At 67.8% G+C, this 26,248-nt stretch carries 27 protein-coding genes and 1 tRNA gene; 14 read left to right on the forward strand and 14 right to left on the reverse strand.

Annotated elements, in window-relative coordinates; translation table 11 throughout:
* Window positions 1–15 precede the first annotated feature (15 nt).
* Entirely contained in the window at window positions 16–1,416 is a 1,401-nt protein-coding gene (locus tag VA613_RS03950) for a sensor histidine kinase (protein WP_324780559.1), read from the reverse strand.
* Window positions 1,400–2,083 carry a response regulator transcription factor gene (locus tag VA613_RS03955; protein WP_324780560.1) on the reverse strand — a complete coding sequence of 228 codons (684 nt, stop codon included), beginning with the start codon at window positions 2,081–2,083 and terminating at the stop codon, window positions 1,400–1,402. Before VA613_RS03955 ends, VA613_RS03950 begins: the two co-directional genes overlap by 17 nt.
* Window positions 2,084–2,262: 179 nt before the next feature.
* Between VA613_RS03955 and VA613_RS03960 the strand changes: the two genes are divergently transcribed.
* Window positions 2,263–3,237 (forward strand): glycosyltransferase family 2 protein, encoded by a 975-nt coding sequence (locus VA613_RS03960; RefSeq protein ID WP_324780561.1) that lies wholly within the window; start codon window positions 2,263–2,265, stop codon window positions 3,235–3,237.
* A complete protein-coding gene (locus VA613_RS03965; protein ID WP_324780562.1) occupies window positions 3,234–4,778 on the forward strand; it encodes an ArnT family glycosyltransferase in 1,545 nt (514 codons plus the stop codon). The genes VA613_RS03960 and VA613_RS03965 overlap by 4 nt, the downstream gene beginning before the upstream one ends.
* On the opposite strand, the gene VA613_RS03970 is transcribed toward VA613_RS03965, so the two are convergent.
* Window positions 4,741–5,133, reverse strand: a complete 393-nt coding sequence (locus tag VA613_RS03970) for a GtrA family protein (RefSeq protein ID WP_324780563.1) — start codon at window positions 5,131–5,133, stop codon at window positions 4,741–4,743. The two genes, VA613_RS03965 and VA613_RS03970, sit on opposite strands and share 38 nt — an antisense overlap.
* A gap of 47 nt (window positions 5,134–5,180) precedes the next feature.
* On the opposite strand from VA613_RS03970, the gene VA613_RS03975 reads away from it, so the two are divergent.
* On the forward strand, window positions 5,181–6,020 hold the full coding sequence (locus tag VA613_RS03975) for a ChbG/HpnK family deacetylase (protein ID WP_324780564.1): 840 nt from the start codon (window positions 5,181–5,183) through the stop codon (window positions 6,018–6,020).
* A gap of 27 nt (window positions 6,021–6,047) precedes the next feature.
* On the opposite strand, the gene VA613_RS03980 is transcribed toward VA613_RS03975, so the two are convergent.
* Window positions 6,048–6,137, reverse strand: a tRNA-Ser gene (locus tag VA613_RS03980).
* Between the two features lie 239 nt (window positions 6,138–6,376).
* Between VA613_RS03980 and VA613_RS03985 the strand changes: the two genes are divergently transcribed.
* Window positions 6,377–7,882, forward strand: coding sequence for a hypothetical protein (locus VA613_RS03985; protein ID WP_324780565.1), 1,506 nt, complete (start codon window positions 6,377–6,379; stop codon window positions 7,880–7,882).
* Here VA613_RS03985 and VA613_RS03990 read toward each other — a convergent pair.
* Complete coding sequence (locus VA613_RS03990) at window positions 7,879–8,412, reverse strand: NUDIX hydrolase (protein WP_324780566.1); 534 nt, start codon at window positions 8,410–8,412, stop codon at window positions 7,879–7,881. The two genes, VA613_RS03985 and VA613_RS03990, sit on opposite strands and share 4 nt — an antisense overlap.
* Window positions 8,413–8,580: 168 nt before the next feature.
* Here VA613_RS03990 and VA613_RS03995 point away from each other — a divergent pair, with 168 nt between their 5' ends.
* The 4 genes from VA613_RS03995 to VA613_RS04010 are packed head-to-tail and all read left to right on the forward strand — an operon-like array spanning window position 8,581 to window position 12,072.
* Window positions 8,581–9,624 (forward strand): MoxR family ATPase, encoded by a 1,044-nt coding sequence (locus VA613_RS03995; RefSeq protein WP_324780567.1) that lies wholly within the window; start codon window positions 8,581–8,583, stop codon window positions 9,622–9,624.
* A 14-nt stretch (window positions 9,625–9,638) separates the two neighbouring features.
* Complete coding sequence (locus VA613_RS04000) at window positions 9,639–10,895, forward strand: vWA domain-containing protein (RefSeq protein WP_324780568.1); 1,257 nt, start codon at window positions 9,639–9,641, stop codon at window positions 10,893–10,895.
* On the forward strand, window positions 10,892–11,761 hold the full coding sequence (gene hslO / locus VA613_RS04005; RefSeq protein ID WP_324780569.1) for an Hsp33 family molecular chaperone HslO: 870 nt from the start codon (window positions 10,892–10,894) through the stop codon (window positions 11,759–11,761). Before VA613_RS04000 ends, hslO begins: the two co-directional genes overlap by 4 nt.
* An 11-nt stretch (window positions 11,762–11,772) precedes the next feature.
* On the forward strand, window positions 11,773–12,072 hold the full coding sequence (locus tag VA613_RS04010) for a hypothetical protein (RefSeq protein WP_324780570.1): 300 nt from the start codon (window positions 11,773–11,775) through the stop codon (window positions 12,070–12,072).
* A 572-nt stretch (window positions 12,073–12,644) separates the two neighbouring features.
* On the opposite strand, the gene VA613_RS04015 is transcribed toward VA613_RS04010, so the two are convergent.
* The 9 genes from VA613_RS04015 to ampD all read right to left on the reverse strand — a co-directional run bounded on the left by VA613_RS04015 (window position 12,645) and on the right by ampD (window position 22,865).
* Entirely contained in the window at window positions 12,645–13,811 is a 1,167-nt protein-coding gene (locus tag VA613_RS04015) for a pyridoxal phosphate-dependent aminotransferase (protein WP_324780571.1), read from the reverse strand.
* Window positions 13,808–14,581 (reverse strand): M90 family metallopeptidase, encoded by a 774-nt coding sequence (locus VA613_RS04020; protein WP_324780572.1) that lies wholly within the window; start codon window positions 14,579–14,581, stop codon window positions 13,808–13,810. The genes VA613_RS04015 and VA613_RS04020 overlap by 4 nt, the downstream gene beginning before the upstream one ends.
* On the reverse strand, window positions 14,578–15,870 hold the full coding sequence (locus VA613_RS04025) for a DNA recombination protein RmuC (RefSeq protein ID WP_324780573.1): 1,293 nt from the start codon (window positions 15,868–15,870) through the stop codon (window positions 14,578–14,580). The genes VA613_RS04020 and VA613_RS04025 overlap by 4 nt, the downstream gene beginning before the upstream one ends.
* A 73-nt stretch (window positions 15,871–15,943) precedes the next feature.
* On the reverse strand, window positions 15,944–17,776 hold the full coding sequence (gene typA, locus VA613_RS04030) for a translational GTPase TypA (protein WP_324780574.1): 1,833 nt from the start codon (window positions 17,774–17,776) through the stop codon (window positions 15,944–15,946).
* Between the two features lie 65 nt (window positions 17,777–17,841).
* Window positions 17,842–19,116, reverse strand: a complete 1,275-nt coding sequence (locus VA613_RS04035; RefSeq protein ID WP_324780575.1) for a hypothetical protein — start codon at window positions 19,114–19,116, stop codon at window positions 17,842–17,844.
* A gap of 1 nt (window position 19,117) precedes the next feature.
* Window positions 19,118–19,498 carry a group II truncated hemoglobin gene (locus VA613_RS04040; protein ID WP_324780576.1) on the reverse strand — a complete coding sequence of 127 codons (381 nt, stop codon included), beginning with the start codon at window positions 19,496–19,498 and terminating at the stop codon, window positions 19,118–19,120.
* Between the two features lie 3 nt (window positions 19,499–19,501).
* Complete coding sequence (purT, locus tag VA613_RS04045) at window positions 19,502–20,698, reverse strand: formate-dependent phosphoribosylglycinamide formyltransferase (RefSeq protein ID WP_324780577.1); 1,197 nt, start codon at window positions 20,696–20,698, stop codon at window positions 19,502–19,504.
* Between the two features lie 42 nt (window positions 20,699–20,740).
* A complete protein-coding gene (locus VA613_RS04050) occupies window positions 20,741–22,321 on the reverse strand; it encodes a phospholipase D family protein (protein ID WP_324780578.1) in 1,581 nt (526 codons plus the stop codon).
* On the reverse strand, window positions 22,305–22,865 hold the full coding sequence (gene ampD, locus VA613_RS04055; RefSeq protein ID WP_324780579.1) for a 1,6-anhydro-N-acetylmuramyl-L-alanine amidase AmpD: 561 nt from the start codon (window positions 22,863–22,865) through the stop codon (window positions 22,305–22,307). The genes VA613_RS04050 and ampD overlap by 17 nt, the downstream gene beginning before the upstream one ends.
* An 88-nt stretch (window positions 22,866–22,953) precedes the next feature.
* Here ampD and VA613_RS04060 point away from each other — a divergent pair, with 88 nt between their 5' ends.
* The 6 genes from VA613_RS04060 to VA613_RS04085 all read left to right on the forward strand — a co-directional run bounded on the left by VA613_RS04060 (window position 22,954) and on the right by VA613_RS04085 (window position 26,239).
* On the forward strand, window positions 22,954–23,499 hold the full coding sequence (locus tag VA613_RS04060; RefSeq protein WP_324780580.1) for a hypoxanthine-guanine phosphoribosyltransferase: 546 nt from the start codon (window positions 22,954–22,956) through the stop codon (window positions 23,497–23,499).
* A 1-nt stretch (window position 23,500) separates the two neighbouring features.
* Window positions 23,501–24,262 carry an S-methyl-5'-thioinosine phosphorylase gene (locus VA613_RS04065; RefSeq protein WP_324780581.1) on the forward strand — a complete coding sequence of 254 codons (762 nt, stop codon included), beginning with the start codon at window positions 23,501–23,503 and terminating at the stop codon, window positions 24,260–24,262.
* A 21-nt stretch (window positions 24,263–24,283) separates the two neighbouring features.
* Complete coding sequence (locus tag VA613_RS04070) at window positions 24,284–25,006, forward strand: 16S rRNA pseudouridine(516) synthase (protein ID WP_324780582.1); 723 nt, start codon at window positions 24,284–24,286, stop codon at window positions 25,004–25,006.
* A complete protein-coding gene (gene def, locus VA613_RS04075) occupies window positions 24,985–25,518 on the forward strand; it encodes a peptide deformylase (protein WP_324780583.1) in 534 nt (177 codons plus the stop codon). Before VA613_RS04070 ends, def begins: the two co-directional genes overlap by 22 nt.
* A gap of 116 nt (window positions 25,519–25,634) precedes the next feature.
* Window positions 25,635–26,018: a flagellar biosynthesis regulator FlaF gene (locus VA613_RS04080; protein ID WP_324780584.1), complete on the forward strand. Its 384-nt coding sequence runs from the start codon at window positions 25,635–25,637 to the stop codon at window positions 26,016–26,018.
* Window positions 26,015–26,239, forward strand: coding sequence for a hypothetical protein (locus VA613_RS04085; RefSeq protein ID WP_324780585.1), 225 nt, complete (start codon window positions 26,015–26,017; stop codon window positions 26,237–26,239). Before VA613_RS04080 ends, VA613_RS04085 begins: the two co-directional genes overlap by 4 nt.
* The last annotated feature ends 9 nt before the right edge of the window (window positions 26,240–26,248 follow it).

Below are 26,248 nucleotides of genomic sequence, written 5' to 3' on the forward strand. Positions count from 1 at the left end.
TTTCCGCACCGAGGATTACGGTTGGCTTACAGCCTCGTCTTCGAAGCGGAACTCGAACAGCGCGCCGCCCAGCGCACTTCGGCCTGCCGTGACCACCGCGCCGTGCTTGCGCGCGACCTCCTGGACGATCGCCAGCCCCAGCCCGCTGCCTTCGGTCGTATTGCTGTCGGCCGCCCGGTGGAAGCGCTGGAAGATCAGCGGCAGCTCCGCGTCCGGGATGCCGGGCCCGCTGTCGGCCACGGCAAAAACCGGCGGCCCCGAGCGAACCGAGGCGGTGACGGTGCCCCCTTCCGGCGCGAACTTGAGCGCGTTGTCGACCAGGTTCTTCATCGCCTCGCGGACCAGCACCACGTTGCCGCGGACGGGGATCGCATGCTCCGGCCCTTCGAAGCCGAGGTCGATCCGCTTGCGCGCGGCAGCCGGGAGAAACTCCCCGGTCACGTCACGCGCGACTTCCGCGAGATCGAACGGCGCATGCGCCCGGTCGGCATCGGATTCCGAGTGCGCGAGCGCCAGCAGCTGGCCGACCAGATGGGTCAGGCGGGAGACGGCCGCCTGCAGCCGCGCGTAGGTCGGCTGGGCACAGGTGCAGCCCTTGTCGGACAGGGCCAGGTCGATCTCGGCGGTCAGCACTGCCAGCGGCGTTTTGATCTGATGCGCGGCATCGGCGATGAAGCGGCGCTGCTCCTGCTGCACGGCCTTGAAGCGCAGCAGCAGGTCGTTGAGGGCGGAGACGACCGGCAGCAGTTCGCGCGGCGTGTGGTCGACCGGGATCGCGTCGAGATCCTGGGCGGAGCGGCCGGAGATGCGGCGGCGCAGCAGTTCGAGCGGGTGCAGGCCGCGGCTGATGCCGAACCAGATGAGCGGAATCGACAGCAGGATCACGATGGCCTGCGGCACGAGCACGCCTCGCAGCAGATGCAGGGCGAGCCGCTCGCGCCTCACCGTGGTCTCCGCGACCTGGATTTCGAATCCCGGCATGTCCTCGTTGTCCCGCAGCACGGCGCGCCGCACGGTCCGGCCGTCCAGCACGAGATCGTCGTACACGGTGCGCGGGGCGTCGATGCGGTCGTCCGCCAGGCGCCGCAGGCGCCGGTCGCCGGCGAGCAGCCTGCCGCTGCCGTCGTACACGGCGAAATAGCGCCGATCGCGGGCGTCACCGATGAGCAGGCTGATCGTCAGCGCGCCGGGGTCGAGCGGCTGGCGGCTTTCGAGCGTGCTGGAGACATATTCCTTCAGGTCGTCCGTGATGCCTTCGAGAACGAGGTCGCGCTCCGTCTGCGCGAGCTGGTTGGCGTTCCGGTAGGTGCTGTAGGCGCTGACGGCGAGCGCGACGACGAGCGGCAGGATCAGCCATCCCAGGAGGGCGCGGGTCAGCGTGGGTTCGCCGCGGCGGCGTTCAGGCGGACGGCTCATCGGATGACTCGATCACGTAGCCGAGGCCGCGGACGGTGCGGATGACGATGCCCGCCGGCTCCAGCTTCTTGCGCAAGCGGTGGACGTAGACCTCGACCGCGTTCGACCCGACGCTCGCTTCCCAGGTCGAGATCGAGGCGGCCAGTGCCTGCTTGGAGAGTACCTTGCCGGCCTTGTGCAGCAGGCTGGACAGGATCTCCCGCTCGCGGCTGGACAGTTCGATTTCCTGGTCGCCGAGGAAGACCTGCCTGCTTGTCGTGTCATAGCGCAACGATCCCAGGCTCAGGCACGACGACGCGGGGCCGCCCTGGTTTCGGCGGACGAGCGCGCGCAGGCGGGCCTGCAGTTCGGCGACGGCGAAAGGCTTGGAGAGGTAGTCGTCGGCGCCGCTGTCGAGTCCGGCCACGCGGTCGGCGATCGCGTCGCGCGCGGTCAGGATCATGACCGGCAGGCGGCTCCCGCGCTGGCGCAGCCGCTTCAGCACATGCAGGCCGTCCATCCGCGGCAGGCCCAGGTCGAGTATGAGCGCGTCGTAGGTTTCGGTCGTCAGCGCAAGATCGGCGGCGACGCCGTCGCTGACCTGGTCGACGCGGTAGCCGGCCTGGGTGCAGGCGCGCACCAGCAGGTCGGCAAGCGCGGGATCGTCTTCGGTCAGCAGGATGCGCATTCCCGGGCTGCGTGTAAGGAGATTGAAAGGCAGTCTGCGGCATTCTGCATCAAGCCGAACTGGATATGAACCGGGAACCGATGCGTCAGAACAAGCTTCACACTCATGACCTTTCCGTTGTACCTGCCGTGCCATGGCCGCCGTCCTCGCGGGATCGCGCGCCGGAGACGGCGCCGCACATGGACTTCACCCTCAAGCCGCGTCCGCGGGTTCCGGGGCTCTCCATCATCATCCCGTGCTACAACGAGGCTGACAATCTGAACCGCCTTCTGCCGCGTCTGCAGGACATGCTGCAGGGGCTGGTTAGCGACTGGGAAGTCATTCTCGTGGATGACGGCAGCCGCGACAACACCGCTGAGGTCTTCGCCTTCTGGTCGGCCCAGCCGGGCTTCCAGGCGATCCAGCTGTCGCGCAACTTCGGCAAGGAGGCGGCGCTCACGGCAGGCCTCGAGGCCGCCCGCTGCGAAACCTGCCTGATGATGGACGCCGACCTGCAGCATTCGCCGGACCTGATTCCCGCGATGCTTGCGCAATGGCAGCAGGGCTACGACGTCGTCTACGCGGTGCGCGAGCACCGCCGCGACGAGCGCCTGCTCAAGCGCCTGGGAGCCGGGTGGTTCTACCGGCTGGTCAATGCCGGCGCGCGTTTCCGGGTGCCGGCCGACGCCGGCGACTTCCGCCTGATGGACCGCGCGGTGGTCGACGCGCTGCTCGACCTGCCGGAACGCAACCGCTTCATGAAGGGGCTGTACGCGTGGGTCGGCTTCAAATCGGTCGAAATCGCCTATGTGCCGGAAGCGCGTGCCGCCGGGCGCACCACGTTCAATCCGCTCCGGTTGCTGCGCCTGTCGCTCGACGGGCTGACCGCGTTCACCACCTGGCCGCTGCACATCGCGAGCCTGATGGGATTCGTGCTCGCGTTGCTGGCCTTCTCCTACGGGGGCTATCTGACGCTCGACTATCTCCTCCACGGCCACAAGGTCCCCGGCTGGACCACGATCGTGGTGGGCCTGATGTTCTTCTCCGCAATCCAGCTGATCGGTCTCGGCGTGCTCGGCGAGTACGTCAGCCGCATCTTCGAGGAGGTCAAGGGGCGTCCGCTGTATGTCGTTCGCCACCGGGCGGGACGCGCTCTGCGGGATAGCCAGTCGTGACCGCGGGTTGGAGCAGAAAGGACGCGGGACTGTTTCTCCTCGCGCTGGGATGGCTTGCCCTGACGCTCGGGGTCCGGCCGCTGGCCCTGCCCGACGAGGGACGCTACGTCTCGGTCGCGTGGGAAATGCTCACTTCCGGCAACTGGCTTTATCCGACTCTCGACGGCCTGCCGTTCTTCCACAAGCCGCCGCTCTTCTACTGGATCACCGCGGCCAGCCTGAGCGTGTTCGGCATGCGCGAATGGGCCGCGCGTCTCGCGCCGTATCTCGGCGCGGCCGTCGCGGCATTCACCCTGTACGGATTCGCGCTGCGGCAGAAGGGTACGACGGTGGCACGCGGGGCGCTGCTGATCCTCGTCACGCAGCCGTTCTTCTTCGGCGGGGCCCAGTTCGCCAATCTCGACATGCTGGTGGCCGGTCTCATCGGTGCCACGATCGTGCTGGCCGCGGAAGCCGGGATGAATGCGGATCGGGGCAGGCCCTACAAGGCGCTGTTGACCAGCGCCTATCTGGCGGCGGCGCTCGGTGTGCTGGCCAAAGGCCTGATCGGCATCGTGCTGCCGGGCATGGTGATCGTCGTCTGGCTGGCCTGGAACCGGCGGCTTCCGCTGTTGCGCCAGCTCCTCTGGATCCCCGGCCTGATCGTGTTCCTGCTGGCCGGGGCACCGTGGTTCGTCGCGATGCAGGCGCGCTTTCCCGATTTCCTGCACTACTTCTTCATTTACCACCAGTTCCAGCGCTTTGCCGAGGGCGGGTTCAACAATCCCATGCCGTTCTGGTTCTACGCGCCGGTCATCCTGATACTGATCCTGCCGTGGTCCCTGTGGCTGCCCGCCGCTTTGAAAAACCTCCGGCAGAATCCCGAGGCCAAGCCGACCGTGCGCTCCCTGATGTGGATCTGGATCCTGGGGATCGTGGGCTTCTTCTCCATCCCGTCGTCCAAGATCGTGGGATACGTGCTGCCGGTGCTGCCGCCGCTCGCCTACCTGATCGCGGAGGGGCTGGCGCGCCGCCGGGGGGGCGCGACGCCCCCGCGCATGCCGATAGGGCCTGCCGTTCTGGCCGGCACGATCTGCCTGGGAGCGATCGCCGCCAACAACATCTTCAACCACAAGACCGACAGAAGCCTGAGCGCGCGGATTGCCGCGCAGCGCCAGCCCAACGAAGCGGTCGTGTTCCTGCGGAACCAGTTCTTCGACGTGCCGTTCTACCTGGGGCTGAAGGCACCGGTCCGGATATTCGACGACTGGCGTGCGACGAAGACCTCGAAGGCGGACAACTGGCGCAAGGCGATGGCCGATGCGGGGCGGTTCGATCCGCAGCGGGCCGCGCAGCTGTTGTTCGACGTCGCGCAACTCGACCGCACCCTGTGCGCGTCACCGGTGACGTGGCTGATCGCGCCGAAGGGGGCGGAGGGCACCGAGGCCTTCCTGAAGCAGATCGCGCCGTTCGCGACGCACGAGGGGACGACGGTGTGGCGGGTCACGCGCGGCGAGCTGGCCGCTAGGGGCGGGTGCGGGCAAACGCCCAGTGGCGGCTGAGGAGGTAGGTCGCGACCGCCACGCCTATCAGGATGATCGCGAGCAGCACGTAATAGGGCACTCGGCTGGCGTGCAGCAGGATGGCGTAGGCGGCTTCATTGATGGCGAAGCCCGCGGCCGACAGGAGGAAAAAGCGGCTGGCCGACTGCAGCAGCGGCGCATCATGATCCGCAAACGTCAGCAGGGCATGTCCGCCGTACGACACGGCGAATGCGCACAGCCAGCCGCCGACATTGGCGACCAGCGGCACGATCGCCAGCTTTTCCACCAGCAGGACGACAGTCAGCAGGTGAACGAACGCGGCGGCGCTCCCGACCAGAATGAAGGTGATCGGGCGGTAACGAAGCAGGAACATCGAGGACTCGCCAGGAAGGAACCCTGGCATTCTACGGAAGGATTCCCTTGTCACAATCCACACGGTTGCCAGTGTCGCGCGCGATCAGTGTCTGCGTGGACGATTTTGGCCAACACGAGGGTATCAACCAGGCGGCGCTGGAGCTGGCGACGCGTGGGCGGGTGAGCGCGCTCAGCTGTCTCGTCGACGGGCCGGCGTGGCACGCGGGTGCGCAGGCCTTGCGGACCGGAAGCGTGGCCGCCGAGGTGGGGCTGCATCTCAATTTCACCGAGGACTTCGGCCAGGGCGGATGCCTTCCGCTCGGAATCCTGATCGCGCGTTGCTATGCCCGGCTGCTTGATCGCGCCGCCATCCGGAGGGCGATCGAGCGGCAGTTCGACCGCTTCGAGGCCGCCATGGGGCGCCTGCCTGCATTTGTCGATGGCCATCAGCACGTGCACCAGCTGCCGGTCATCCGGGACGTTCTCATCGAGGTGATGGACCGACGCTGCGGCGCGGCACGGCCGTGGCTGCGCGCGACGCTGCCGCCTGCGGCCTGTCGCCGCGCGGGCTTGTCGCGTGCAACAGCGCTGAAGACCTGGCTCATTGCCAGGCTGGGGGCACGGCCCTTGGCGAGGATCGCCCATCGCCACGGCTATCGGCAGAACGGGCACCTCGTGGGGGTATACGGGTTCGAACCGTCGGAAGCCGATTACCTGGTGAAGCTCAGGCATTGGCTCGCCTGTGCGGGCGATGGGGACGTCCTGATGTGCCATCCTTCGCTTCCCTGGGAAGGCGCGGATCCCCTGCGTGCGGTGCGTGCGATGGAATACCGCGTGCTCGCCGGCGAGGAATTTTCCGCCTTGCTGAAGGCGACCGGCATCGTGGTCGGGCCGTTATCGTGTTGACCAGCGCCAGGGCGGGCGGTGCCGGCGTGGCGGAAGCGGTGAGATTCGAACTCACGGATGGCTCGCGCCATCGCCGGTTTTCAAGACCGGTGCCTTAAACCGCTCGGCCACGCTTCCACGGCGCGCATTGTAGCGAGTTCACCCTGCTTTGTCCGGGCGCGCAGGCGCCGCGCGGACTGACGTGGCTTCAACATGGGATGTCGGATTTTCGTTAGCGCCCGGCGGGACGGCCGTTCCGGAGACGCTTGAATCCGAGCAAAACCAAGGTGTTGACCCTGACCGGGTGCGGCGCCGGCACTGGCACAATTGGTGCTGGTCTGCAGGCGTCCCCGACAAGAAGACCACACGACGCCACCATGAGCGATTTCTTCGAAATGCTGACCACGATCACCCGCCGCAGGAAGGCCGAGTCGGGATCGCCGTTCGCGTCCGTGAAAGCGACCGAGAAGTGGTTGAAGAACCTGCATGCGGACTCGGAATATGACGCGCATCACGCGCTGGTCGAGGGGCTCGAACGGTTCAACGCGGAAAACGAGGCCGCGTCGGTCGAGCGCATGAAATCGCTGATGAAGCTGGAAGAGGCCGGCCTGGCCATGCAGGCGCGCATCGTCGACCAGTATGTGCGCAACCAGGCCGCATTCCGCCTGGCGCGCCAGGCCTTGTGGCGCGAGTCCTGGCTGTTCTGGTCGATGCTCGCGGAAGCCTGGCTGGGCATGCTGAAGCAGGCATACCGGAATCCCCAGAGCGGGGCGCTCAAGCCCTTCGCCGCCGAACTCGGCGCGCGTGCGCTGCGCTACGCAGGCCTGGTGATGCGTTGGGATTACCATCAGGCGCGAAGCCCGGCGGCCTCCACCTGGCGGCGGGTGCACAAGGTCTATCGCCTCATGGAACGGGAAGGAGGCGCCACGCGCGACGTACGGATCGGTGGACAGTCCACCCAGTGCGCCCGCGAGTACACGCTGATCGTCTTGCTGGGGCTGATCCACCCGCTCGGGTACCGCCCCCAGGAGATCGAGGCGATCGCGCAGATACTCGAGGGATACGAGCCCTTGCCGTTGCCGGTGACGGTTCCGCAACGTGGCGTGCATACCCATGTGGTGGACCTGTCGCTGAGCGAGGGGGCCTCCATGCTGGAGCACGACTGGGTTCAGGGCAGGCGCCTGCGCTACTTCGCACTGGGGCCGCTGGTCGATTACCTGAAGGCGCTGGACGAGCGCACGCCGGAGGTGGGCAACGGCCTCACCCGCCAGGTGGCGAGCCTGATCGAGCGTGGGGGCATCCGCCGGAGCCGCCAGCGGACCCATCGCTTCGGTCGGGTGTGGGTCGCTGCCGGGATGGGCAATATCCTGAATGCGCTCGCGCACCCGGAGTCGGCCAAGGGGCGTCCGCTGCTGGAGCCTTGGATGCTGCGCGACGAGAGCACCGAGGGGATGGGGTTTTCCCTGTCCGAGACGGCCGCGCTGCCGCATGGCAGGCTGGTCGCGGTCACATGGGATCCGGCGGAGAGCGTCTGGCAATTGCTGGCGATTCGCTGGGACCGCGAGGAAGACGGCCAGCATCTGGTCGGCACGCAGCGCCTTTCGCGCCATCCCAAGCGGGTGGATATCTACTTCGAGACCGACGTGCCGGGCGTGACGCGCGAGCCGACGTCAGCCGTGTTCCTGCCGATGACGCATACGGAGCAGGGTGTCAGCAACCTGCTGCTGCCGAAGACGCATTACCAGCTGGGCGCGCCCCTGATGCTGCGCGACGGTGACGTCGCCTACCGGCTTCGCCTGGGCGAGGTGCAGGAAACCCACGAAGGCTGGCTGCGCGTGGGCATGGACGTCATCGGCCGGGAGCAGTTCGCCGCCGCGGCCTAGCGCGTGCGGATGTCGCCGAAATGAAAATCGAATGAGCCGGTGCGGCGGTCCCTGAAATACTGCTCCAGCGTCGCGCGCACGGTGCGGAAGGCGATCTCCTCCCAGGGAATTTCCGCTTCGGAAAAGAGGCGGGCCTCGAGCGATTCGATGCCGGGCTGGAAGTCGAGATCGAGCAGGCGGGCGCGGAACATGAAGTAGACCTGGTTGATATGCGGCAGGTTGTACAGCGTATAGAGCTTGCCCACCTCGATGCGTGCCCCGGCTTCCTCCCAGGTCTCCCGTGCAGCGCCTTCCAGCGTCGTCTCGCCGTTTTCCATGAAACCGGCCGGCAGCGTCCACAGCCCGTACTTCGGCTCGATCGCGCGACGGCACAGCAGCACCTTGTCTTCCCACTCGGGGATGCAGCCGACCACCATCTTGGGGTTCTGGTAATGGATGGTGCCGCAGTCGGGGCACACGTGGCGCGGCAGATGGTCGCCGGCCGGCACGCGCAGCACGACGGCGCTGCCACATTCACTGCAAAAATTCATGCTGCATCCATCCATAGGGTTTGCCATGCAATCGGTACGCGCATCCCGGGGCCGACCAGGTCCTGCCGGCACGGTAGCAAAATCCCCCCACCTCGAGCAAGGGCGAAGCTGGAATGCAGGTGCGCGAGCGATTATCATTTGAGGCCATTCCCGTTGTCGTGTCCGGCCATGCGTCCCTCCCACATCGAAACCATCCTCAACCGCGAATTCGAAAGCGCCGCTGACGGCCACCACACGCCGGTGATGCTGTGGGGCCCGCCGGGTGTCGGCAAGTCGCAGATCGTCGCCAAGATCGCGCAGCAGCATGGCGTGCCGCTGATCGACATCCGCCTCTCGCAGATGGAGCCGACCGACCTGCGCGGCATCCCGTTCCGCAGCGGCCAGCTGGTCGAGTGGTCGATTCCGGCGGTGCTGCCGGACGCCGAACGCCACGGGCCGGCGGGCATCCTGTTCCTCGACGAGATCACCTCGGCGCCGCCGACGGTTTCGGCCGCGGCCTATCAGCTGATCCTCGACCGCCGCCTCGGCGAGTACAAGGTGCCGGAGGGCTGGGTGATCTTCGCGGCGGGCAACCGCCAGGGCGACCGCGGCGTGACCTACGCGATGCCGGCGCCGCTCGCGAACCGCTTCACCCACTACGAAGTCGAGGTCTTCCTCGACGACTGGGTGCACTGGGCGCACAGCGAGGACATCGATCCGCGCGTCATCGCCTTCCTGCGCTTCCGCCCGGACCTGCTGTTCAGCTTCGATCCGGCACACACGCCGATCGCCTTCCCCAGCCCGCGCTCGTGGGAATTCGCCCACCGCGCCCTGCAGAAGTTCGACCAGACCGGCCTGCTGGCCGACGCGCTGATCGCCTGCGTCGGGCAGTCGGCGGGCCTCGAGCTCAAGACCTTCGTCGACAACATGGCCCAGATGCCCGACATCGACGCCATCATCGAGGGCAAGGACGCCGAGGTGCCGCAGGGTGTCGACCTGCAGTACGGCGTCGCCGCCGCGCTGGTGCGGAAGGCCGTACAGGCCGCCGATGCCGGCAACGCCGCGACGATCTACGGCAACATCCTCAAGTACGCGCACCGCTTCCCGCAGCGCGAACTGGGCGTGATGCTGGTGTCCGACCTGCACCGTGCCGTCGGCCGGCCGCTGTTCGCGGTGCCGGCGTTCGCCGAGTGGGCGAACAGCATTGCGGACCTCGTCCTGTACGAGCATTGATCGGATCGCCTGGCATGTCCGACGCAGACGACGCCGCTCTCCAGCCCATCCTGACGAAGCTTGCCGCCGCGCGCACGCGGCTGATCATGGAGCGGCCTTTCCTGGGGTCGCTGGTGATGCACCTGCCGCTGAAGCCCGCGCCCGACTGGTGCAAGACCACCGCGACCGATGCCAAGGCCTTCTACTTCAACCCGGGCTTCATCGAGCACCTCAACCTCGCGCAGACCCAGTTCGTGCTGGCGCACGAGGCGATGCACTGCGCGATGGGCCACGACCACCGTCGCCAGGGACGCATCAAGCGGCGCTGGGACGTCGCCTGCGAACACGCCGTGAATCTCGTGCTGATCGAGGACGGCATGAAGCCGCCGCTGCACGGCATCCTCGCCGACCAGAACTACCTCACGCTGTCGGCGGAGGAGATCTATCCGCTGATTCCGGAGGACACGCCGGAAGAATCGTTCGACGAGCACCTGTTCGACGATGACAACGAGGCGGGGGCGAGCCCCGACGAAAACCAGCGCCAGGACAATCCGGAGGCCGGCGAATCCGGCGGCCAGGGCAAGGAAGGACAGAGCGAGGCCGAGGAGCGCGACGGCAGCGGCAGCCAGGCTTCGCAGAAACCCGATCCGCTGTCGCAGAGCGAACGCGAGGAGTTGGCCGAACAGTGGAAGAACCGCCTCGCCGCCGCGGCGCAGGCGGCGCGCCAGGCCGGCAAGCTGTCGCAGTCGATGATGCGCTGGGTCGACGACCTGCTCGCGCCGAGCCTGCCCTGGCGCGCGCTGCTGGCGCGCTTCTTCGCGGTCAACCAGCGCGACGATTACTCGTGGCGGCGGCCGTCCCGGCGCGAGGGCGACGCGCTGCTGCCGCGCCTGTCGAGCGAGGGCATCGACGTGATCGCCGCGATCGACACCAGCGGATCGATCTCCGACGACGAGCTGCGCGAATTCATCACCGAGCTCGATGCGCTCAAGGGCCAGGTACGCGCGCGCATCACGCTGCTGGCGTGCGACAACCGTGTCGCCGAGAAGGCGCCGTGGGAATTCGAGCCGTGGGACACGATGCAGCTGCCGTCCGAGATCGAAGGCGGCGGCGGTACGGACTTCCGCCCGGTGTTCGACTGGGTCGAGCACGAGAATCGCAGTCCCAACATGCTGGTCTATTTCACCGACGCCGAAGGTGATTTTCCCAAGCTGCCGCCCAACTACCCCGTGATCTGGCTGGTCAAGGGCAAGGGAAGCGTTCCCTGGGGCGAGCGGGTGCAGCTCAATTGAACGTGCCGGAACAGCAGCCGAACCGGGTGCGCAGCTTCCTCTTCGAAGCGCTCGATATCCGCGGCGCCTGGGTGCAGCTCGGCGGCGCCTGGCGCGAAATGACCGCCGGCCGCGCCTACCCCGATGCCGCGGTCGCACTCCTGGGCCAGCTGGCCGCGGTGACGACGCTCATCGCAGCCAATCTCAAGCAATCGGGTCGCTTGACCTTTCAGCTGCGGGGCGACGGCGACGTCTCCATGCTGGTGATGGATTGCGATGAACAATTGCGCCTGCGCGGAATGGCGCGTACCCGGACGGGCATGAACTCCGCCCTGGACGGGCCTGCCGGCGACCTGCGCGCACTGCTGGGCGACGGCGCACTGACGCTGACGCTCGATACCGCAGACATGCGGCATCCTTACCAGAGTCATGTTCCGCTGCAGGGCGACGCGCTGGCGGCGGTGTTCGAGCATTATCTCGCGCAGTCCGAGCAGTTGCCGACCCGGCTGTGGCTGGCGGCCGACCGCGAGACGGCTGCCGGGCTGTTCCTGCAGGCGCTGCCGGGCGCCGCCGCGCGCGACGCCGACGGCTGGAACCGCGTGCAGATCCTGGCCAATACCGTGCGCGACGATGAACTGCTTCGCCTCGGCGCGATCAAGCTGATCGAACGCCTGTTCCCGGAAGAGGACGTGCGCGTCTACGATCCGCGCCCGGTCAGCTACCATTGCCCTTACGACCTGGCCAAGATCTATTCCATGCTGCGCGGCGTGGGGCGCGCCGAGTGCGAGGCCATCATCGCGGAGCAGGGTGAGATTCGCGTCCACGACGATATCTGCAATCACGAATACGTGCTGGATGCGGCCGACGTGTCGGCCTTGTTCAGATGAAAGGAGGCGCGATGCGGGGAAGATGGATGCTGGCGGGTGTGCTGTGGCTCGCCACGGGGGCCCATGCGGATGACGGGCGCGCGGGGATCGGCCGCTACGAGGCCCTGCCCCTGGCTGGCGCGGATGGCGGCAAGGGCGGCGCGCGGGCGCTCATACTCGATACCCGCGACGGCCACGTGTGGGTGTGGAGCGAGAACGAACTCATCACGACGTCCGACGGTCAGCGCCGTTACGGCACGGGCTTCATTTATCAGGGCAGGCTGCGTCCCGGCAGCCAGCCGGGGGAGTTCATCGAGCCGCAGGCGAAATAGGCGGCCGGCGGCTTCCGGATGGCCGATGGCGGCGGTCGCCGGACGTCCAGTTCGAGCGTGCTGACCGGCACGCGATGCCTTCGCCGCGAAGCGGGTGCGTTCCTTGTGGTTATTTCGCAACGCAAAGAGGCTGCCCAGGAAGAAAATTAATAGATTGTGGTTTTCTTTTGCCGATTTGCTAGAATTCCGCGCGTCGGCTGGATCACAAGTCCCGGACCGATCTCTGGTGTGGGTTTTTATATAAAGTAAAGGGAAATCAAATGAAATATTCCGTTCTCCTGGCTGCTCTGCTGGCTGTTTCCATGACCGCTTGCGGCAAAAAAGAAGAAGCTGCTGCTCCCGCTGAAGCGCCCGCCGCTGCTGCGCCCGCTCCGGAAGCTGCTGCTCCCGCTGCTCCGGAAGCTGCTGCTCCGGCTGCTCCCGCTGCTGACGCTGCCGCTCCGGCTGCTCCGGCTGCTGACGCTGCTGCTCCGGCCGCTCCCGCTGCCGACGCCGCTGCTCCCGCTGGCGACGCTGCCAAGAAGTAATTTCTTGCGAGTCAGCAAAGAAAACCGGCCTTCGGGCCGGTTTTTTTATGTCTGCAGGAATTGATCGAGGCGGTTCATCGCTTCGGCCAGGCGTGGCAGGGGCTGGGTGTACGCGAAGCGCACGTGGCGGTCGCCCCCGTGCCGGCCGAAATCGATGCCAGGCGTGACGGCGACGCCGGCCTGCTCGAGCAGGCGGCGCGCGAAATCCTGGCTGTCCGAGGTGAAGCGACTGCACTCGGCATACACATAGAACGCGCCGTGCGGCGTCACGGGAATCGCGAAGCCGCGGTCGCGCAGGGCGGGCAGCAGGAAGTCGCGGCGGGTCCGGAGTTCGGCCTTGCAGGCCTCGAACAGCGCAAGCGCGGACGGAGCGAATGCCGCCAGCGCCGCGTGCTGCGCGGGCGTCGGGGCCGCCAGGAACAGGTTTTGCGCCAGCCTCTCCAGCGCCGGCATCGCCCAGCGAGGCGCCACCAGCCAGCCGAGCCGCCATCCGGTCATCAGGAAATATTTCGAGAAGCTGTTGACGACGAAGACATCGTCCCACCGTGCGGCGGTGTGCTCGCCGCCGTCGTAGGTGAGGGCGAGATAGATCTCGTCGACGATCAGCGCGATGCCGCGTGCTGCGCACCACGCGTGAATGCGCTCGAGTTCGCCGGGCGCGATCGCGGTGCCGGTCGGGTTCGACGGGCTGGCGACCAGCACGGCGCGGGTTGCGGGCGTGGCGTGGCGATCGATCAGGTCGAGCGTGAGCTGGAAGCCGGTCGCCGCGTCGACCGGAACGCTCACGGGCCTTGCCTCGCAGAAGCGGGCGAAATGGCGGTTGCAGGGATAGCCGGGATCGGCCATCAGCACCTCGTCGCCGGGGCCGGAGAGCAGGCCCAGCGCCAGCAGCAGCGCGCCCGATGCGCCGGGCGTGACGACGACCTGCGCAGGGTCGACCGTGGCCTGCCAGCGCGTCGCGTGGAAGCGGGCGATGGCCTCGCGCAATGCCGGCAGGCCGAGCGCACCGGTGTAATGGGTATGGCCGGCGCGCAGCGCGGCGACGCCCGCTTCGACGACGGGGGCCGGCGTCACGAAATCGGGCTCGCCGATTTCGAGGTGGATGATGTCGCGTCCGGCCGCTTCCATGGCCTGCGCACGCGCCAGGATGTCCATGACGTGAAACGGCGCGATGTCGTCCATGCGCGCGGCGACGTGCGGGCCCTCGCTCATGCGCGGCCGCCTGCGCGCGCCAGCGGATGTTGGCGGTAGAACTGCTGCAATTGCCCATATACCGCCGGATACTCGGCATGCAAGAGCGCCGGCGTCTCGAAGAACGCCTCGGTCAGGACCGCAAAGAATTCAGCCGGTGCGTTGCTGGCGTAGGGATCGAGATCGGTGTCTTCTCCGGCGTCGACGCGCGCGCAGAAGGCCTCGTACGCCGCGCCGAAATCCTGCGCCCAGGCCTTCGCGCTCATGCCGCGATGCAGGGGCGGGAAGCCGTTGGCGTCGCCGTTGAGCATGTCGAGCTTGTGGGCGAACTCGTGCAGCACGACGTTGAAGCCGTCGCGCTGCCCGCTCGCCGCGACGTCGGCGAGCGAAAGGACCAGCGGGCCGCCGTGCCAGGATTCGCCGGCAAGAATATCGCGCGTGTGGTGCACCACGCCGGCCTCGTCCATCTCCTCGCGCGGACGCAGGAATTCGTCGGGGTAGAGGATGATCTCGCTCCAGCCGCGGTAGCTCGCCTCGTCGAGGTTCAGCGTGAGCAGGCTGGCCTGCACGGCGATGGCGAGCTGCATGCGTGCGTCGACCACGGCGCCGCCGGCGGCCGAGAAGGTCTTGTCGTGGAGCAGCAGGCTCGCCTGTTCACGCAGGCGCTGCAGTTCGTCGTCCGCGAGACCCTCAAGGATGGGCAGCGCATCGACGGTCTGGTTGAAGGCCCCGGCGGGGATGAGATGATGGCGCAGGATGCGTTCGCGCCGCCAGCGGCTGAACCAGCTCATTCGTCGGCGTCGAGCAGGCGCGCGCTCGCCGCGTCCGGATGCTCGAGCTCGACGCGCTCGATCTGCGCGAAGCGCTTGCTGATCTTGTCGCTCGAGATTCGCACCTCGCTGACGTCCTTGTTCGCCTGCTCGATGTGGGTGGCGAGCTTCTTCATGCGTTCGTCGAAGCGCGCGAAATCCTTCGCCAGCTTGGCGAGCTCGTCCTTGATGACGTGCGCCATGCGCCGCGTCTCCGAATCGCGGATGACTGCGCGCGCGGTGTTGAGCACCGCCATCAGCGTCGTCGGCGAAGTGAGCCAGACGCGCTGCTTCTGCGCGTGTTCGACGAGGTCGGGATGATAGGCGTGGATCTCGGCGAACACGGCCTCGGCGGGCAGGAAAAGCACCGCGCCGTCCGAGGTTTCGCCGGCGACGATGTACTTGGCGGCGATGTCGTCGACGTGCTTCTTCACATCCATCTTGAACTGCCGCCGCGCCGCGTCTCGCTCGGCGGGCGGCAGGGCGTCGTCGAACATGCGGCTGTAGTTTTCCAGCGGGAACTTGGCGTCGACGCAGACGGTGCCCGTCGGCTCGGGCAGGATCAGCACGCAGTCGGCGCGTGCGCCGCTCTTCAAGGTGTGCTGGAAGGCGTAGGCGTCGGGGGGCAGGCTGTTCCGCACCAGGGCTTCGAGCTGCACCTCGCCGAAGGCGCCGCGTGAGCGCTTGTCGCCGAGGATCTCCTGCAGGCTGACGACGTTGGACGCCAGCCCCTCGATCTTCTTCTGCGCCTCGTCGATCACGGCGAGCCGCGTCATCACCGAGGTGAAGGTCTCGTTGGTCTTCTTGAAGCCCTCGTCGAGCCGTTCGGCGACCTTGCCGGATATCTCGTTGAGGCGGCCGTCGACGGTCTGCGACAGCTGCTGCACGCGATCGCCGAACTGCGCGCTCATGCCTTTCAGCGTGTCCTGCAGCAGGCTCTGCTCGGCGCGGCCCTGCTCGATCAGCTTTTCCAGCATCGCCGTCTGGAACTGGCCGAGATGCTCGGTGACGCTCGCGCGCGTGTCGGACAGGCGCTCGGTCTGCGCGACCTGCAGGGCGGCGAGCTGGGCCTGCACGCGGTCGGACTGCTGGGTGAGGCCGGCGTGGAGGTCGGTCAGCACGGCACGGTGACGCGCCTCCATGTCCTGCACGAGCTGGGCGGGCAGGGCCAGCTGATCGCGGCGCAGCGCCTGCAGGCGCACGAGCAGGATCAAGCTGACGACGAGTAGGGCGGCAAGGCCGATCAGGAGGCCGATTTCGACGGGTTGCATGGCGTCGATTCTACCCGCTGGCGGCCAGAAAAAACCCGGCGCGGGGCCGGGTTCGGGCATGCCATCGCTTGGCTTATGCGGCTTCGCGCGCCGCGCGCTTGCGATCGTGCTCCTGCAGGTGGCGCTTGCGGATGCGGATCGATTTGGGCGTGATCTCGACCAGTTCGTCGTCGTCGATGAACTCGACCGCGGATTCCAGCGTGAGCTTGATCGGCGGCGTCAGGCGAACCGCCTCATCCGTGCCGGAGGCCCGCACGTTGGTGAGCTTCTTGCCCTTGATCGGGTTGACCACCAGGTCGTTGTCGCGGCTGTGGATGCCGATGATCATGCCTTCGTACAGCTTGTCGCCGGGCGAGACGAACATGCGGCCGCGGTCTTCCAGGTTCCACAGCGCATAGGCCACCGCCTCGCCGTTCTCCTGCGAAACGAGCACGCCGTTGTGGCGGCCGGGCAGGTCGGCCTTGACCGGGCCGTAGTCATCGAACACGTGGCTCATCAGGCCGGTGCCGCGCGTCATGGTCATGAAGTCGGACTGGAAGCCGATCAGGCCCCGCGCCGGGATGTGGTATTCGAGGCGGGTGCGGCCCTGGCCGTCGGATTCCATGTTGGTGAGTTCGCCGCGGCGGCGGCCGATCTCTTCCATCACCGCGCCCTGGTGCTCGTCCTCGAGGTCGATCGTGAGGTTCTCGTACGGCTCGCACTTCTCGCCGTCGATCTCCTTGTAGACCACGCGCGGCTTGGCGACCGCCAGCTCGAAGCCCTCGCGGCGCATGTTCTCCAGCAGGATCGTCAGGTGCAGCTCGCCGCGCCCGGAGACGCGGAAGACGTCGGCGTCTCCGGTGTCCTCGACGCGCAGCGCCACGTTGGTCAGCAGCTCCTTGGTCAGGCGGTCGCGGATCTGGCGGCTGGTGACGAACTTGCCCTCGGTGCCGGCGAGCGGCGAGGAGTTGACCATGAAATCCATGGTCAGCGTCGGCTCGTCGACCGACAGCATCGGCAGGCCGACCGGGCTGTCCTTGTCGCAGATGGTGACGCCGATGCCGATGTCCTCGAGGCCCGAGATGATGATGATGTCGCCGGCCTCGGCTTCGTCGACCGGGATGCGCTCGAGCCCCTTGAAGCCGAGCACCTGGTTGATGCGGCCGGTTGCGACCTGTTCCTCGTGGTTCATCACCGCGACCTGCATGCCGGGCTTGATGCGGCCGTTGAGGATGCGGCCGACGCCCAGCCGGCCGGTGTAGGTCGAGTAATCCAGCGCGGCGATCTGCAGCTGCAGCGGCGCGTCGGACGAGCCGGGCGGGGTGGGGACGTGCGCCAGCACGGTCTCGAACAGCGGCGTCATGTCGGCCGCGCTGCCACCTTTGGAGGGGGCGTCCTTGAGGTCGAGGCAGGCCCAGCCGTTGAGGCCGGACGCGTAGATGATGGGGAAGTCGAGCTGCTCGTCCGTTGCCCCCAGTTTGTCGAACAGATCGAAGGTCTGGTCGACCACCCAGTCCGGACGCGAACCGGGGCGGTCGACCTTGTTGATCACGACGATCGGGCGCAGGCCCAGCGCGAGCGCCTTCTTGGTGACGAAGCGCGTCTGCGGCATCGGGCCTTCGACGGCGTCGACCAGCAGCACCACGCCGTCGACCATGCCGAGGACGCGCTCGACCTCGCCGCCGAAGTCGGCGTGGCCGGGGGTGTCGACGATGTTGATGTGGGTATCGCCGTATTCGATCGCGGTGTTCTTCGCCAGGATGGTGATGCCGCGTTCCTTCTCCAGGTCGTTCGAGTCCATGACGCGCTCGTCGACGGCCTGGTTGTCGCGGAAGGTGCCGGACTGCTTGAGGAGCTGGTCGACCAGCGTGGTCTTGCCATGGTCGACGTGCGCGATGATGGCGATATTGCGGAGCTTGCGGGACATGATTGGGTGCCTGTGTGGGGCCGGATTCGGGGAAACCCGGCATTGTAGCACGGTCGTGCGACGGCTTATCGAGTCAGGGGGTGGGCGGCGAGGCGGGCGTCGATGCGTTCGATGATGCGTTCGTAGCGCGGGCTGCCGACCGGCCCGAAGCGGCGGTCGAATTCGGCCTGCGGCATGAATTCCGGCAAGTCGCGGAAGTCGGGCAGCAGGGCGTCGTCGGTGTGCGCCAGCGCCAGCTGCTGCCGCACCCTGTCGGCCGCATCGCCGACCGCCCGCTGGCCGAGCCTGACCCCGGCGCGGTCGTTGGCGAGATCGGTGAAGCTGAAGCCCGAGCCCTTGCTCGCGTCCTCTTCCTCCTTGACCAGCCCGATCGCGTTGGCGAGGCGGCTGCCGCCATTCACCGAGAGCGCGGCGGAGATCACGAAATGCTCGGCAAAATCGCGCCGGCCGTGCAGCGACAGCAGCACGGGCGGCGCCCGGCGGATCGAGTGGCTGTCGCCTTCCAGCAGCCTGGGCAGGCTGATGCCGGCCAGATACGCGGCAAGGGCGGTGATGGCGGCGCGGTTCTCTCCACGGGCGTCGGCGCCGGCCTGCAGGGCATGGTCGAACAGGGGCGCCGTGACATTCACGAGCGGCACCGTGCTGCCGCGCGGGTGGTGCTTCAGCAGGGCGTCGAGCCGTTCCGCATAGGCCAGCATGCGCGCCTGGTCGTCCGGGGCGATCAGCAGTTCGGCACTCTTGCGCTCGATGCGGGTCAGCAGTTCGGGCTGCCAGCGATAGTCGAGTGTGGCCTGGTTCTCGCCGAAGCCGATACGGACGACGGCGTCGGACAACGCGGCATAGGTCGGGTCGCGCCGCAGCCAGCGATGCGCCAGCCGTGCGGTCCAGTCGGCCAGGGCGCCCGGAAGCGGCAGGCTGCCGAGCTGCAGGCTGTCGATGCGAACGCCGCCGGGGACTTCGACGACCTCGGCTGTGAGATTGAGGTAGCGGCCGAACGGCGTGCACCCTGACGGGCACAAGGACGGGACGGTCAGCGTGGCCGTCAGCGTGGCCACCCCCGGATCCAGTTCCGCCGCGATGCCGCTGACGCGCCGCAGCTCGACCGCGTAATTGAGCAGGCGGTTGAGGTCGGCTTCGTCGAGCTGGACCGTCTGCACGACGCCGGGCGTCTGCCCGCGCGGGTCGTGCTTCTCGAACAGCGACTTGATCCAGGCAAGATCGGCGCGGCGGAATTGCGACGGCGGCTCAACTGCGGGGGCGTCGTCCAGCATCAGCCAGGGCAGCCCGACGATTGCCGCCAGCACGACGAACAGCGCCCCCCAGCCGACGAGTTTCTTCATGTCAGCCCGGCTGGTTGCGCATGAAGTCGGCCGTCTTGAAGAAGGCGGCCGTCAGTTCCTTCTGCAGCGCAGGCTCCACGCCGACGTCCTGCATCGCACGGATCATGCATGCCATCCACTGGTCGCGCTCGGCCTCGCCGATGGCGAAGGGCATGTGCCGGCGCCGCAGGAACGGATGGCCGAAGCGGTCGGTATATTCGGGCGGCCCGCCGGTCCAGCCGGACAGGAACCAGTAGAGCTTGTTGCGTGATTCGGTCAGGTCCGCCGGATGGAGCTTGCGGATGCCGTAGTAGTCCGGGTCCTCGTCCATGAGGTCGTAGAAGCGGTCGACCAGCGTGCGGATGAGCTCGCTGCCGCCGAGGCGTTCGTAATGGGTCTGCATGCGTCAGGCTTTCACGGGCTTGATGGCGGCTGCGGCCGCCTTGGCGCGGCGTCGCGCTTCGTCGGCGTTCTCCGCCGCGGCGAGCGCCACCCCCATGCGGCGGCGGGGGAAGGCTTCCGGCTTGCCGAACAGGCGCACGTCGACGCCCGCCGCCCGCAGGGCGTCGGCGACACCGTCGAAGGCGATGCCGCCGGCGTCCATCGCGCCGTAGATGACGGCGGAGGCGCCCGGCTCGCGCAGCCCGACGTCGACCGGCAGGCCGAGGATGGCGCGCGCGTGCAGCTCGAACTCGTTCAGCCGCTGCGTGGCCATCGTCACCATGCCGGTGTCGTGCGGCCGCGGGCTGACTTCGGAGAACCACACCGCGTCGCCCTTGACGAACAGCTCCACGCCGAAGACGCCGCGCCCCCCGAGGTTGCCGGTGACGGCGGCGGCGATCTCCTGCGCCCGTTGCAGCGCGACGGGCGACATCGGCTGCGGCTGCCACGACTCGACATAATCGCCCTTCACCTGGACGTGGCCGATGGGCTCGCAGAAATGCGTCTCGACCGCGCCGGAAGCACCGAGCGCACGCACCGTCAGCAGCGTGATCTCGTAGTCGAAGTCGATCAGGCCCTCGACGATGACGCGGCCCTTGTGCACGCGCCCGCCGGCGGCCGCATAGTCCCACGCGGCCGCGAGCTGGCTGGCGTCGTCGACGCGCGACTGCCCCTTGCCGGACGATGACATCACCGGCTTGACGATCACCGGATAGCCAAGCTTGGCGGCGGCTTCGCTCATGGCGGCAAGGCTGTCGGCGAACACGTAGGGCGACGTCGGCAGCCCGAGCGTCTCCGCGGCGAGGCGGCGGATGCCCTCGCGGTTCATGGTGAGATTGGCGGCGCGTGCGGTGGGGATGACCTCCGCGAGCCCGGCGGCTTCGATCTCGAGCAGGGCCTCGGTGGCGATCGCCTCGATCTCGGGCACCACGAGCTGCGGTTGCTCCGCTTCGATCAGCGCGCGCAGCGCGGCGCCGTCGGTCATGTCGATGACGTGCGCGCGATGCGCGACCTGGTGCCCGGGCGCATGCGCATAGCGGTCGACGGCGATGGTTTCGACGCCCAGGCGCTGCAGGGCGATGATGACTTCCTTGCCGAGTTCGCCCGCACCCAGGAGCATGACGCGGGTGGCGGAAGGCGAGAGGGGCGTGCCGAGGCGCATACGGAGATCCAGCAGAACCGAAAAAACAGATTTTACCGCGGCTTACAGGTAGTCCTCGATCGGCAGCGCCTGCAGGATGCGCAGCAGGCCGCGCTGGATCGGAGTGGTCTCCGGCTCGAGGTCGAAGGTGCGCGGGGTGCCCTGGTGGACGTCGGTCCACTGCAGCCGCCTCACCGCCTTGGCGCCGACGGTCTCGACCACCAGGCGGGGGCGGAAGCTGCGCTCGGGGCGCATGGCGTCCTCCGCGATCGCGGTGACCTCGCGGGCGATCTCGGGAGAATGGATGACCAGCCCCATTTCGGTGTTGAGCAGGGTCGAACGCGGATCGAAGTTGAAGCTGCCGATGAATACGTATTCGTCGTCGAAGACGAAGGTCTTGGCATGCAGGCTGGCGCGCGAGGAGCCCCGGCGCAGGTCGCGCAGGCGGCCCCCGATGGGTTCGGCCACCGGCTTCAGCTCGTACAGGTTGACCCCGGCTTCCAGCAGCGGGACGCGATAGTTGGCGTAGCCGGCATGCACGATCGGCACGTCGCTGGCGGAATACGCGTTGGTGAGCACGTCCACCTGCACGCCGCGGCTCCGCCAGTATTCGAAATAGGCCATGCCCGTGGCGCCGGGCACGAAATAGGGCGACACGATGAGCGCGCGCCGCGCGGGATTGAGGCCCAGGCCGGCGAACTGGCCGAGCAGCAGCTGCGAGGTGGCTTCGTGGCGCTTGAGTACCTTGTCCGGCGGGTCGACGATCAGGTCGGCGCGCGCGATGCGCCACGGAATCGTGCCTTGCAGGAGCCCCGGCAGCGGGTCGGCCGCGGTGAGCGCGCGGCCGTACTCGCTGTCCAGCTGCTGGGCCCTGAACGTGACGAGGCGCTCGATGGTGCGCTGCAGCCGCTGCTCGCTGGTCCTTACCGGCAGGGCGGAGGCGGGGACCGCGGCCTGGCTGTTCCAGTAGGCGTCGAACGCGTGCGACATGGCGTCGACGACCGCGCCTCCCGCGAGGACGTCGAGGTCGACGAAGGCGACCCGGTGGTCGGCGCCGAAATATTCGTCGCCGATGTTGCGCCCGCCGGTGATCCCGAGCTGGTTGTCGGCGATGAAGAGCTTGTTGTGCATGCGGCGGTTGAGGCGCACGCGCTCGCGCAGCGCCTGCCAGCCCTTCACCAGGAGGCTGGTGCTGCGGGTGTGGAAGGGGTTGAACAGGCGCACCTGGATGTTCGGATGGGCGTTGAGCGTGGCGAGTCCGAGGTCCTTGTCGGCGGCGTCGATGTCGTCGATCAGCAGCCGCACGCGCACGCCGCGTTCGGCCGCGGCCAGCAGCGCGGCGGCGACCATCTTGCCGGTGGTGTCGTTGTGGAACAGGTAGTACTGCACGTCGAGCGTGCGGCTCGCGCGCGCAGCCAGCGCGAGCCGGGCGGCCAGCGCCGCCCGGTCGTCCTCCAGCAGGTGGAAGCCCGATTCGCCAGGCGGAATCCAGGCGGCCAGCCGCTCTTTCAGGGGGCTCTCTTCGCGGGTGGATATCGCCTGCGAGGGCAGGCGCCTGGCGTCGAGATTGAGGGTCGGGGCACAGCCGGCGAGCAGCGCCGCGGCCAGCGCGAGGCAGGCGAGCCGCTCAGGCCGTCTGCTCATCCAGCCGGTGCCAGGCGAAATGAGGGCCGGGATCGGTCTTGCGGCCGGGCGCGATGTCGCTGTGGCCGACCACGCCGCGGATCGGATAACGTGTCTTCAGGCAGGCCACGAGCGGACGGAGCGTGGCGTACTGGGCGTCGGTGAACGGGCGGTCGTCGGCACCCTCCAGCTCGATGCCGATGGAGAAGTCGTTGCAGTGCTCGCGTCCCTCCCAGTTCGACAGCCCGGCATGCCAGGCGCGCAGCGTGCAGGGCACGAACTGGATCAGTGCGCCGTCGCGGCGGACGAAGAAGTGCGCCGAGACCCGGAGGCCGCGGATGCCCGCGTAATAGGGATGCGCGTCCCAGTCGAGCCGGTTGGTGAACAGCTCGATCACCGCGTCGCCGTCGAAGACGCCCGGCGGCAGCGAGATGTTGTGGATGACGACCAGTTCGATCGCCATGTCCTGCGGGCGCGCGTCGCAGTTCGGCGAGGGGATGTGCCGGGCGGCGGACAGCCAGCCGGAGGCATCGAAATCGCAGGGTGGCGGGGGCGCAATCGACATGGCGCAAGCTTACTCGACCGGTGCCGAGTCTGGAAACATCGGCCGACAGTCCGTAGACTGCCGGTTTTTCAGGAGATCCGGGGACGCCATGACACGGCACGACGCGCAAGCAATGCTGGACCGCGCCGAGCGCATCGCCACCGAAACGGAGGTTCAGGCGGCGCTCGACCGGCTGGCCGCGGAGATCGGGCGCGAGCTCGCCGGGGCTTTCCCGCTGGTGCTGGCCGTCATGGGCGGCGCCGTGGTGTTCGCGGGCCAGCTGCTGCCGCGGCTGCGCTTTCCGCTCGAATTCGACTATCTGCATGTCACCCGCTATCGGGGCAAGACGCAGGGCGGCGAGATGGAATGGCGCGTGCTGCCCGGGCAGAACGTGGCCGGAAGGACCGTGCTGGTGCTCGACGACATCCTGGACGAAGGCGAAACCCTGGCGGCGATCCGCGACAAGCTGGTGCAGATGGGGGCAGCGCGCGTGACGTCGGCGGTGCTCACCGACAAGGCCAACGGGCTCGCCAAGCCGATCCGCGCGGATTTCGTCGGCCTGGAGGTGCCGGACCGCTACGTGTTCGGCTGCGGCATGGACGCCTACGGACTGTGGCGCAACCTGCCTGCCATTTACGCATTGAAGGACGCATGACATGTTAGCCATCATCGGCGGCACCGGACTGACGCAGCTCGCCAATCTCGAGATCACCCACCGCAAGGTGGCCCGCACGCCCTGGGGGGAACCCTCGGGTGCGCTCACCTTCGGCCGCATCTGCGGCCAGGAGGTGATCTTCCTTGCGCGGCACGGCTACGGCCACACCATCCCGCCGCACGAGGTCAACTACCGTGCCAACCTGTGGGCGCTGAAGGATCACGGCGTCGACCGCGTCGTTTCGGTGGCGACGGTCGGCGGCATCCTGCCCGAGCTGATTCCGGGCACCCTGGTGATTCCCGACCAGGTCATCGACTACACCCACAGCCGGGGGGCGACGTATTTCGTGCAGAGCGAGAAGCCGGTGACCCATGTCGATTTCACCTATCCGTATTGCGAGGCGATGCGCGCTGCGCTGCTGCAGGCGGCCGACAATGCCGGCATCCGCCTGCGCGCGGGCGGGGTGTACGGTGCGGTGCAGGGCCCGCGTCTGGAGACCGCGGCCGAAATCAACCGCATGGAACGCGACGGCGCCGACATGGTCGGCATGACCGGCATGCCCGAGGCCTACCTGGCGCGCGAGCTGGGGCTCTGCTATGCGACGGTGGGCGCGGTCGTGAACTACGCGGCCGGCCGCGGGCTGTCGGCCGACGGCATCCAGATGGAGGAAATCCAGGCGGTGGTCGGCGAGGTGATGCATCAGGTGCGCCACCTGCTCGAGCAGCTGGTGACCGACGACGCGGCAGGCCTGTGCGCAATCTGATTGCGCCGTGACGCGGGGACGATGAAGCTCTATCGCATCCTGCAGTCGCAGGGCTTCGGCTCGCGCAAGGGCTGCATGGCACGCGTGCGTGCGGGGGCGGTCGCAGTCAACGGGGCCGTCTGCGACGATCCCGAAGCCGAGATCGATACCACGGGCCTCGAGCTGACGCTCGACGGTGCCGTCTGGGCCTATCGCGAGAAGGCCTATCTCATGATGCACAAGCCGGCCGGCTACGAGTGCTCGCATCACCCGAGCCACCATCCCGGCGTCTTCAGCCTGTTGCCTGCGCCGCTGCTGCAGCGCGGCGTGCAGTGCGTCGGGCGGCTCGACCAGGACACCACCGGGCTGCTGCTGTTTTCCGACGACGGCCAGTTCATCCATCGCATGATCGCGCCCAGAAAACGCATCGCCAAGGTCTATCGTGCACGCTGCGCCGAGCCGGTGACCGATGCCATGCTCGAGGCGCTTCGCGCCGGCGTCCAGCTCAATGACGAGCCGGCGCCGATCGCGGCGCTGGCGTGCGAAAGGCTGGATGCGATCACCCTGCGCCTCACGCTCGCCGAGGGAAAATACCACCAGGTCAAGCGCATGATTGCCGCGGCCGGCAGCCGGGTGGAGGCGCTCCATCGCGAAGCGATGGGCGCCTTCGCACTGCCCGTCGACCTGGCTCCCGGCGCCTGGCGCTGGCTGGAGGCGGCGGACCTGCAACGACTGGAGCAAGCATGGCCATCCAACCCGTACTGAAGATGGGCGACCCGCGCCTGTTGGCGCAGGCACGTGCGGTCGAGGACTTCGGCTCGCCCGAGCTTGCCCGGCTGATCGTCGACATGCACGACACCATGCGCGCGCTCAACGGCGCCGGGCTCGCCGCGCCGCAGATCGGGGTCGGCCTGCAGGTGGTGATCTTCGAAGTCGCGTCGAATCCGCGTTATCCGGATGCCGAAGGCGTGCCGTTCACGGTCCTGATCAACCCCGTCCTGACGCCGCTGTCGGACGTGATGGAAGAGGGCTGGGAGGGCTGCCTGTCGGTACCGGGCATGCGGGGACTGGTGCCGCGCCACGCGAGCCTGCGCTACCAGGGGTTCGATGCCGCCGGGCATCCGATCGACCGCAGCGTGAGCGGGTTCCACGCACGCGTGGTGCAGCACGAGGTCGACCATCTGCGCGGTATCCTGTATCCGATGCGGATCCGCGACCTGCGCAATTTCGGCTTCACCGAGACGCTTTTTCCCGGGCAGAGCCTGCAGGACGACTGACGGGAATCCGACGCATTCAGGCATGCATTTAGCTTGCCTAAAGTTGGGCCCGTCGCCGCCGCTAACTTGCTACGTAACCGTGGGCGAGGTGCCCCGGTCGAGCAGCAAGGACGACAATGAGCCCGGAAAACGAGATCAGGCAGGCGCAGCGCCGCATCCGCCACGCAGACGTGATGATGGACGAAGCGACCCAGCTCGACGAAATCGCCGCCCAGTTGATGGCCGTGCAGCGGCACTGGCATGCCCCCGATCGTTCGCTTCAGTTGATGACCGCGCTGGAGGCCAGCCGCAGCGTCTGGCACGCGATCCAGGCGGCGCTCGCGCACGGAAGCCTGCTGCTTCCGCCGGAAGTGCAGCACAACCTGCTGATTCTGTCCGTCTACGCCGACAGCAAGATCACCGCGTGCGAATCCTGTCCCGACGCCGATACGCTGGCCAGCCTGATCGCGCTGACGCGCACGCTGGCAGGCAGCCTCAAGGAATGGCGGGAGGCGGCATGAAGGCGAGGCAGGCATCGGCGCATCGTCCCGCCCTCGAATTCGCCAGCCCGGTCGGCGCCGGCACCTCGGTGCGTCCGGGACGGGGGCGCAGCCGCGTCAAGTCCGACGCCGACGAGAAGGTCAAGAAGCCGGCCGACGGTGTCCGCAAGAAGGCGCCTCAGCCGCGCAAGGCGCCGTCCCGCGGCCGCTACGTCGACGAATACGCGCGCCCGGCTTGCTAGCCGCGGCGC

The sequence above is a fragment of the Thiobacillus sp. SCUT-2 genome (assembly GCF_035621355.1).
Taxonomy (GTDB): Bacteria; Pseudomonadota; Gammaproteobacteria; order Burkholderiales; family Thiobacillaceae; genus Thiobacillus; species Thiobacillus sedimenti.

What these genes read in the sequence shown, in the direction of transcription:
- VA613_RS03950 (WP_324780559.1), bottom strand. Translation starts at nt 1,416, where the DNA reads ATGAGCCGTCCGCCTGAACGCCGCCGCGGCGAACCCACGCTGACCCGC.
- VA613_RS03955 (WP_324780560.1), bottom strand. Translation starts at nt 2,083, where the DNA reads ATGCGCATCCTGCTGACCGAAGACGATCCCGCGCTTGCCGACCTGCTG.
- VA613_RS03960 (WP_324780561.1), top strand. Translation starts at nt 2,263, where the DNA reads ATGGACTTCACCCTCAAGCCGCGTCCGCGGGTTCCGGGGCTCTCCATC.
- VA613_RS03970 (WP_324780563.1), bottom strand. Translation starts at nt 5,133, where the DNA reads ATGTTCCTGCTTCGTTACCGCCCGATCACCTTCATTCTGGTCGGGAGC.
- VA613_RS03985 (WP_324780565.1), top strand. Translation starts at nt 6,377, where the DNA reads ATGAGCGATTTCTTCGAAATGCTGACCACGATCACCCGCCGCAGGAAG.
- VA613_RS03990 (WP_324780566.1), bottom strand. Translation starts at nt 8,412, where the DNA reads ATGAATTTTTGCAGTGAATGTGGCAGCGCCGTCGTGCTGCGCGTGCCG.
- VA613_RS03995 (WP_324780567.1), top strand. Translation starts at nt 8,581, where the DNA reads ATGCGTCCCTCCCACATCGAAACCATCCTCAACCGCGAATTCGAAAGC.
- VA613_RS04000 (WP_324780568.1), top strand. Translation starts at nt 9,639, where the DNA reads ATGTCCGACGCAGACGACGCCGCTCTCCAGCCCATCCTGACGAAGCTT.
- VA613_RS04010 (WP_324780570.1), top strand. Translation starts at nt 11,773, where the DNA reads ATGCGGGGAAGATGGATGCTGGCGGGTGTGCTGTGGCTCGCCACGGGG.
- VA613_RS04015 (WP_324780571.1), bottom strand. Translation starts at nt 13,811, where the DNA reads ATGAGCGAGGGCCCGCACGTCGCCGCGCGCATGGACGACATCGCGCCG.
- VA613_RS04020 (WP_324780572.1), bottom strand. Translation starts at nt 14,581, where the DNA reads ATGAGCTGGTTCAGCCGCTGGCGGCGCGAACGCATCCTGCGCCATCAT.
- VA613_RS04025 (WP_324780573.1), bottom strand. Translation starts at nt 15,870, where the DNA reads ATGCAACCCGTCGAAATCGGCCTCCTGATCGGCCTTGCCGCCCTACTC.
- typA (WP_324780574.1), bottom strand. Translation starts at nt 17,776, where the DNA reads ATGTCCCGCAAGCTCCGCAATATCGCCATCATCGCGCACGTCGACCAT.
- VA613_RS04035 (WP_324780575.1), bottom strand. Translation starts at nt 19,116, where the DNA reads ATGAAGAAACTCGTCGGCTGGGGGGCGCTGTTCGTCGTGCTGGCGGCA.
- VA613_RS04040 (WP_324780576.1), bottom strand. Translation starts at nt 19,498, where the DNA reads ATGCAGACCCATTACGAACGCCTCGGCGGCAGCGAGCTCATCCGCACG.
- purT (WP_324780577.1), bottom strand. Translation starts at nt 20,698, where the DNA reads ATGCGCCTCGGCACGCCCCTCTCGCCTTCCGCCACCCGCGTCATGCTC.
- VA613_RS04050 (WP_324780578.1), bottom strand. Translation starts at nt 22,321, where the DNA reads ATGAGCAGACGGCCTGAGCGGCTCGCCTGCCTCGCGCTGGCCGCGGCG.
- ampD (WP_324780579.1), bottom strand. Translation starts at nt 22,865, where the DNA reads ATGTCGATTGCGCCCCCGCCACCCTGCGATTTCGATGCCTCCGGCTGG.
- VA613_RS04060 (WP_324780580.1), top strand. Translation starts at nt 22,954, where the DNA reads ATGACACGGCACGACGCGCAAGCAATGCTGGACCGCGCCGAGCGCATC.
- VA613_RS04065 (WP_324780581.1), top strand. Translation starts at nt 23,501, where the DNA reads ATGTTAGCCATCATCGGCGGCACCGGACTGACGCAGCTCGCCAATCTC.
- VA613_RS04070 (WP_324780582.1), top strand. Translation starts at nt 24,284, where the DNA reads ATGAAGCTCTATCGCATCCTGCAGTCGCAGGGCTTCGGCTCGCGCAAG.
- def (WP_324780583.1), top strand. Translation starts at nt 24,985, where the DNA reads ATGGCCATCCAACCCGTACTGAAGATGGGCGACCCGCGCCTGTTGGCG.
- VA613_RS04080 (WP_324780584.1), top strand. Translation starts at nt 25,635, where the DNA reads ATGAGCCCGGAAAACGAGATCAGGCAGGCGCAGCGCCGCATCCGCCAC.
- VA613_RS04085 (WP_324780585.1), top strand. Translation starts at nt 26,015, where the DNA reads ATGAAGGCGAGGCAGGCATCGGCGCATCGTCCCGCCCTCGAATTCGCC.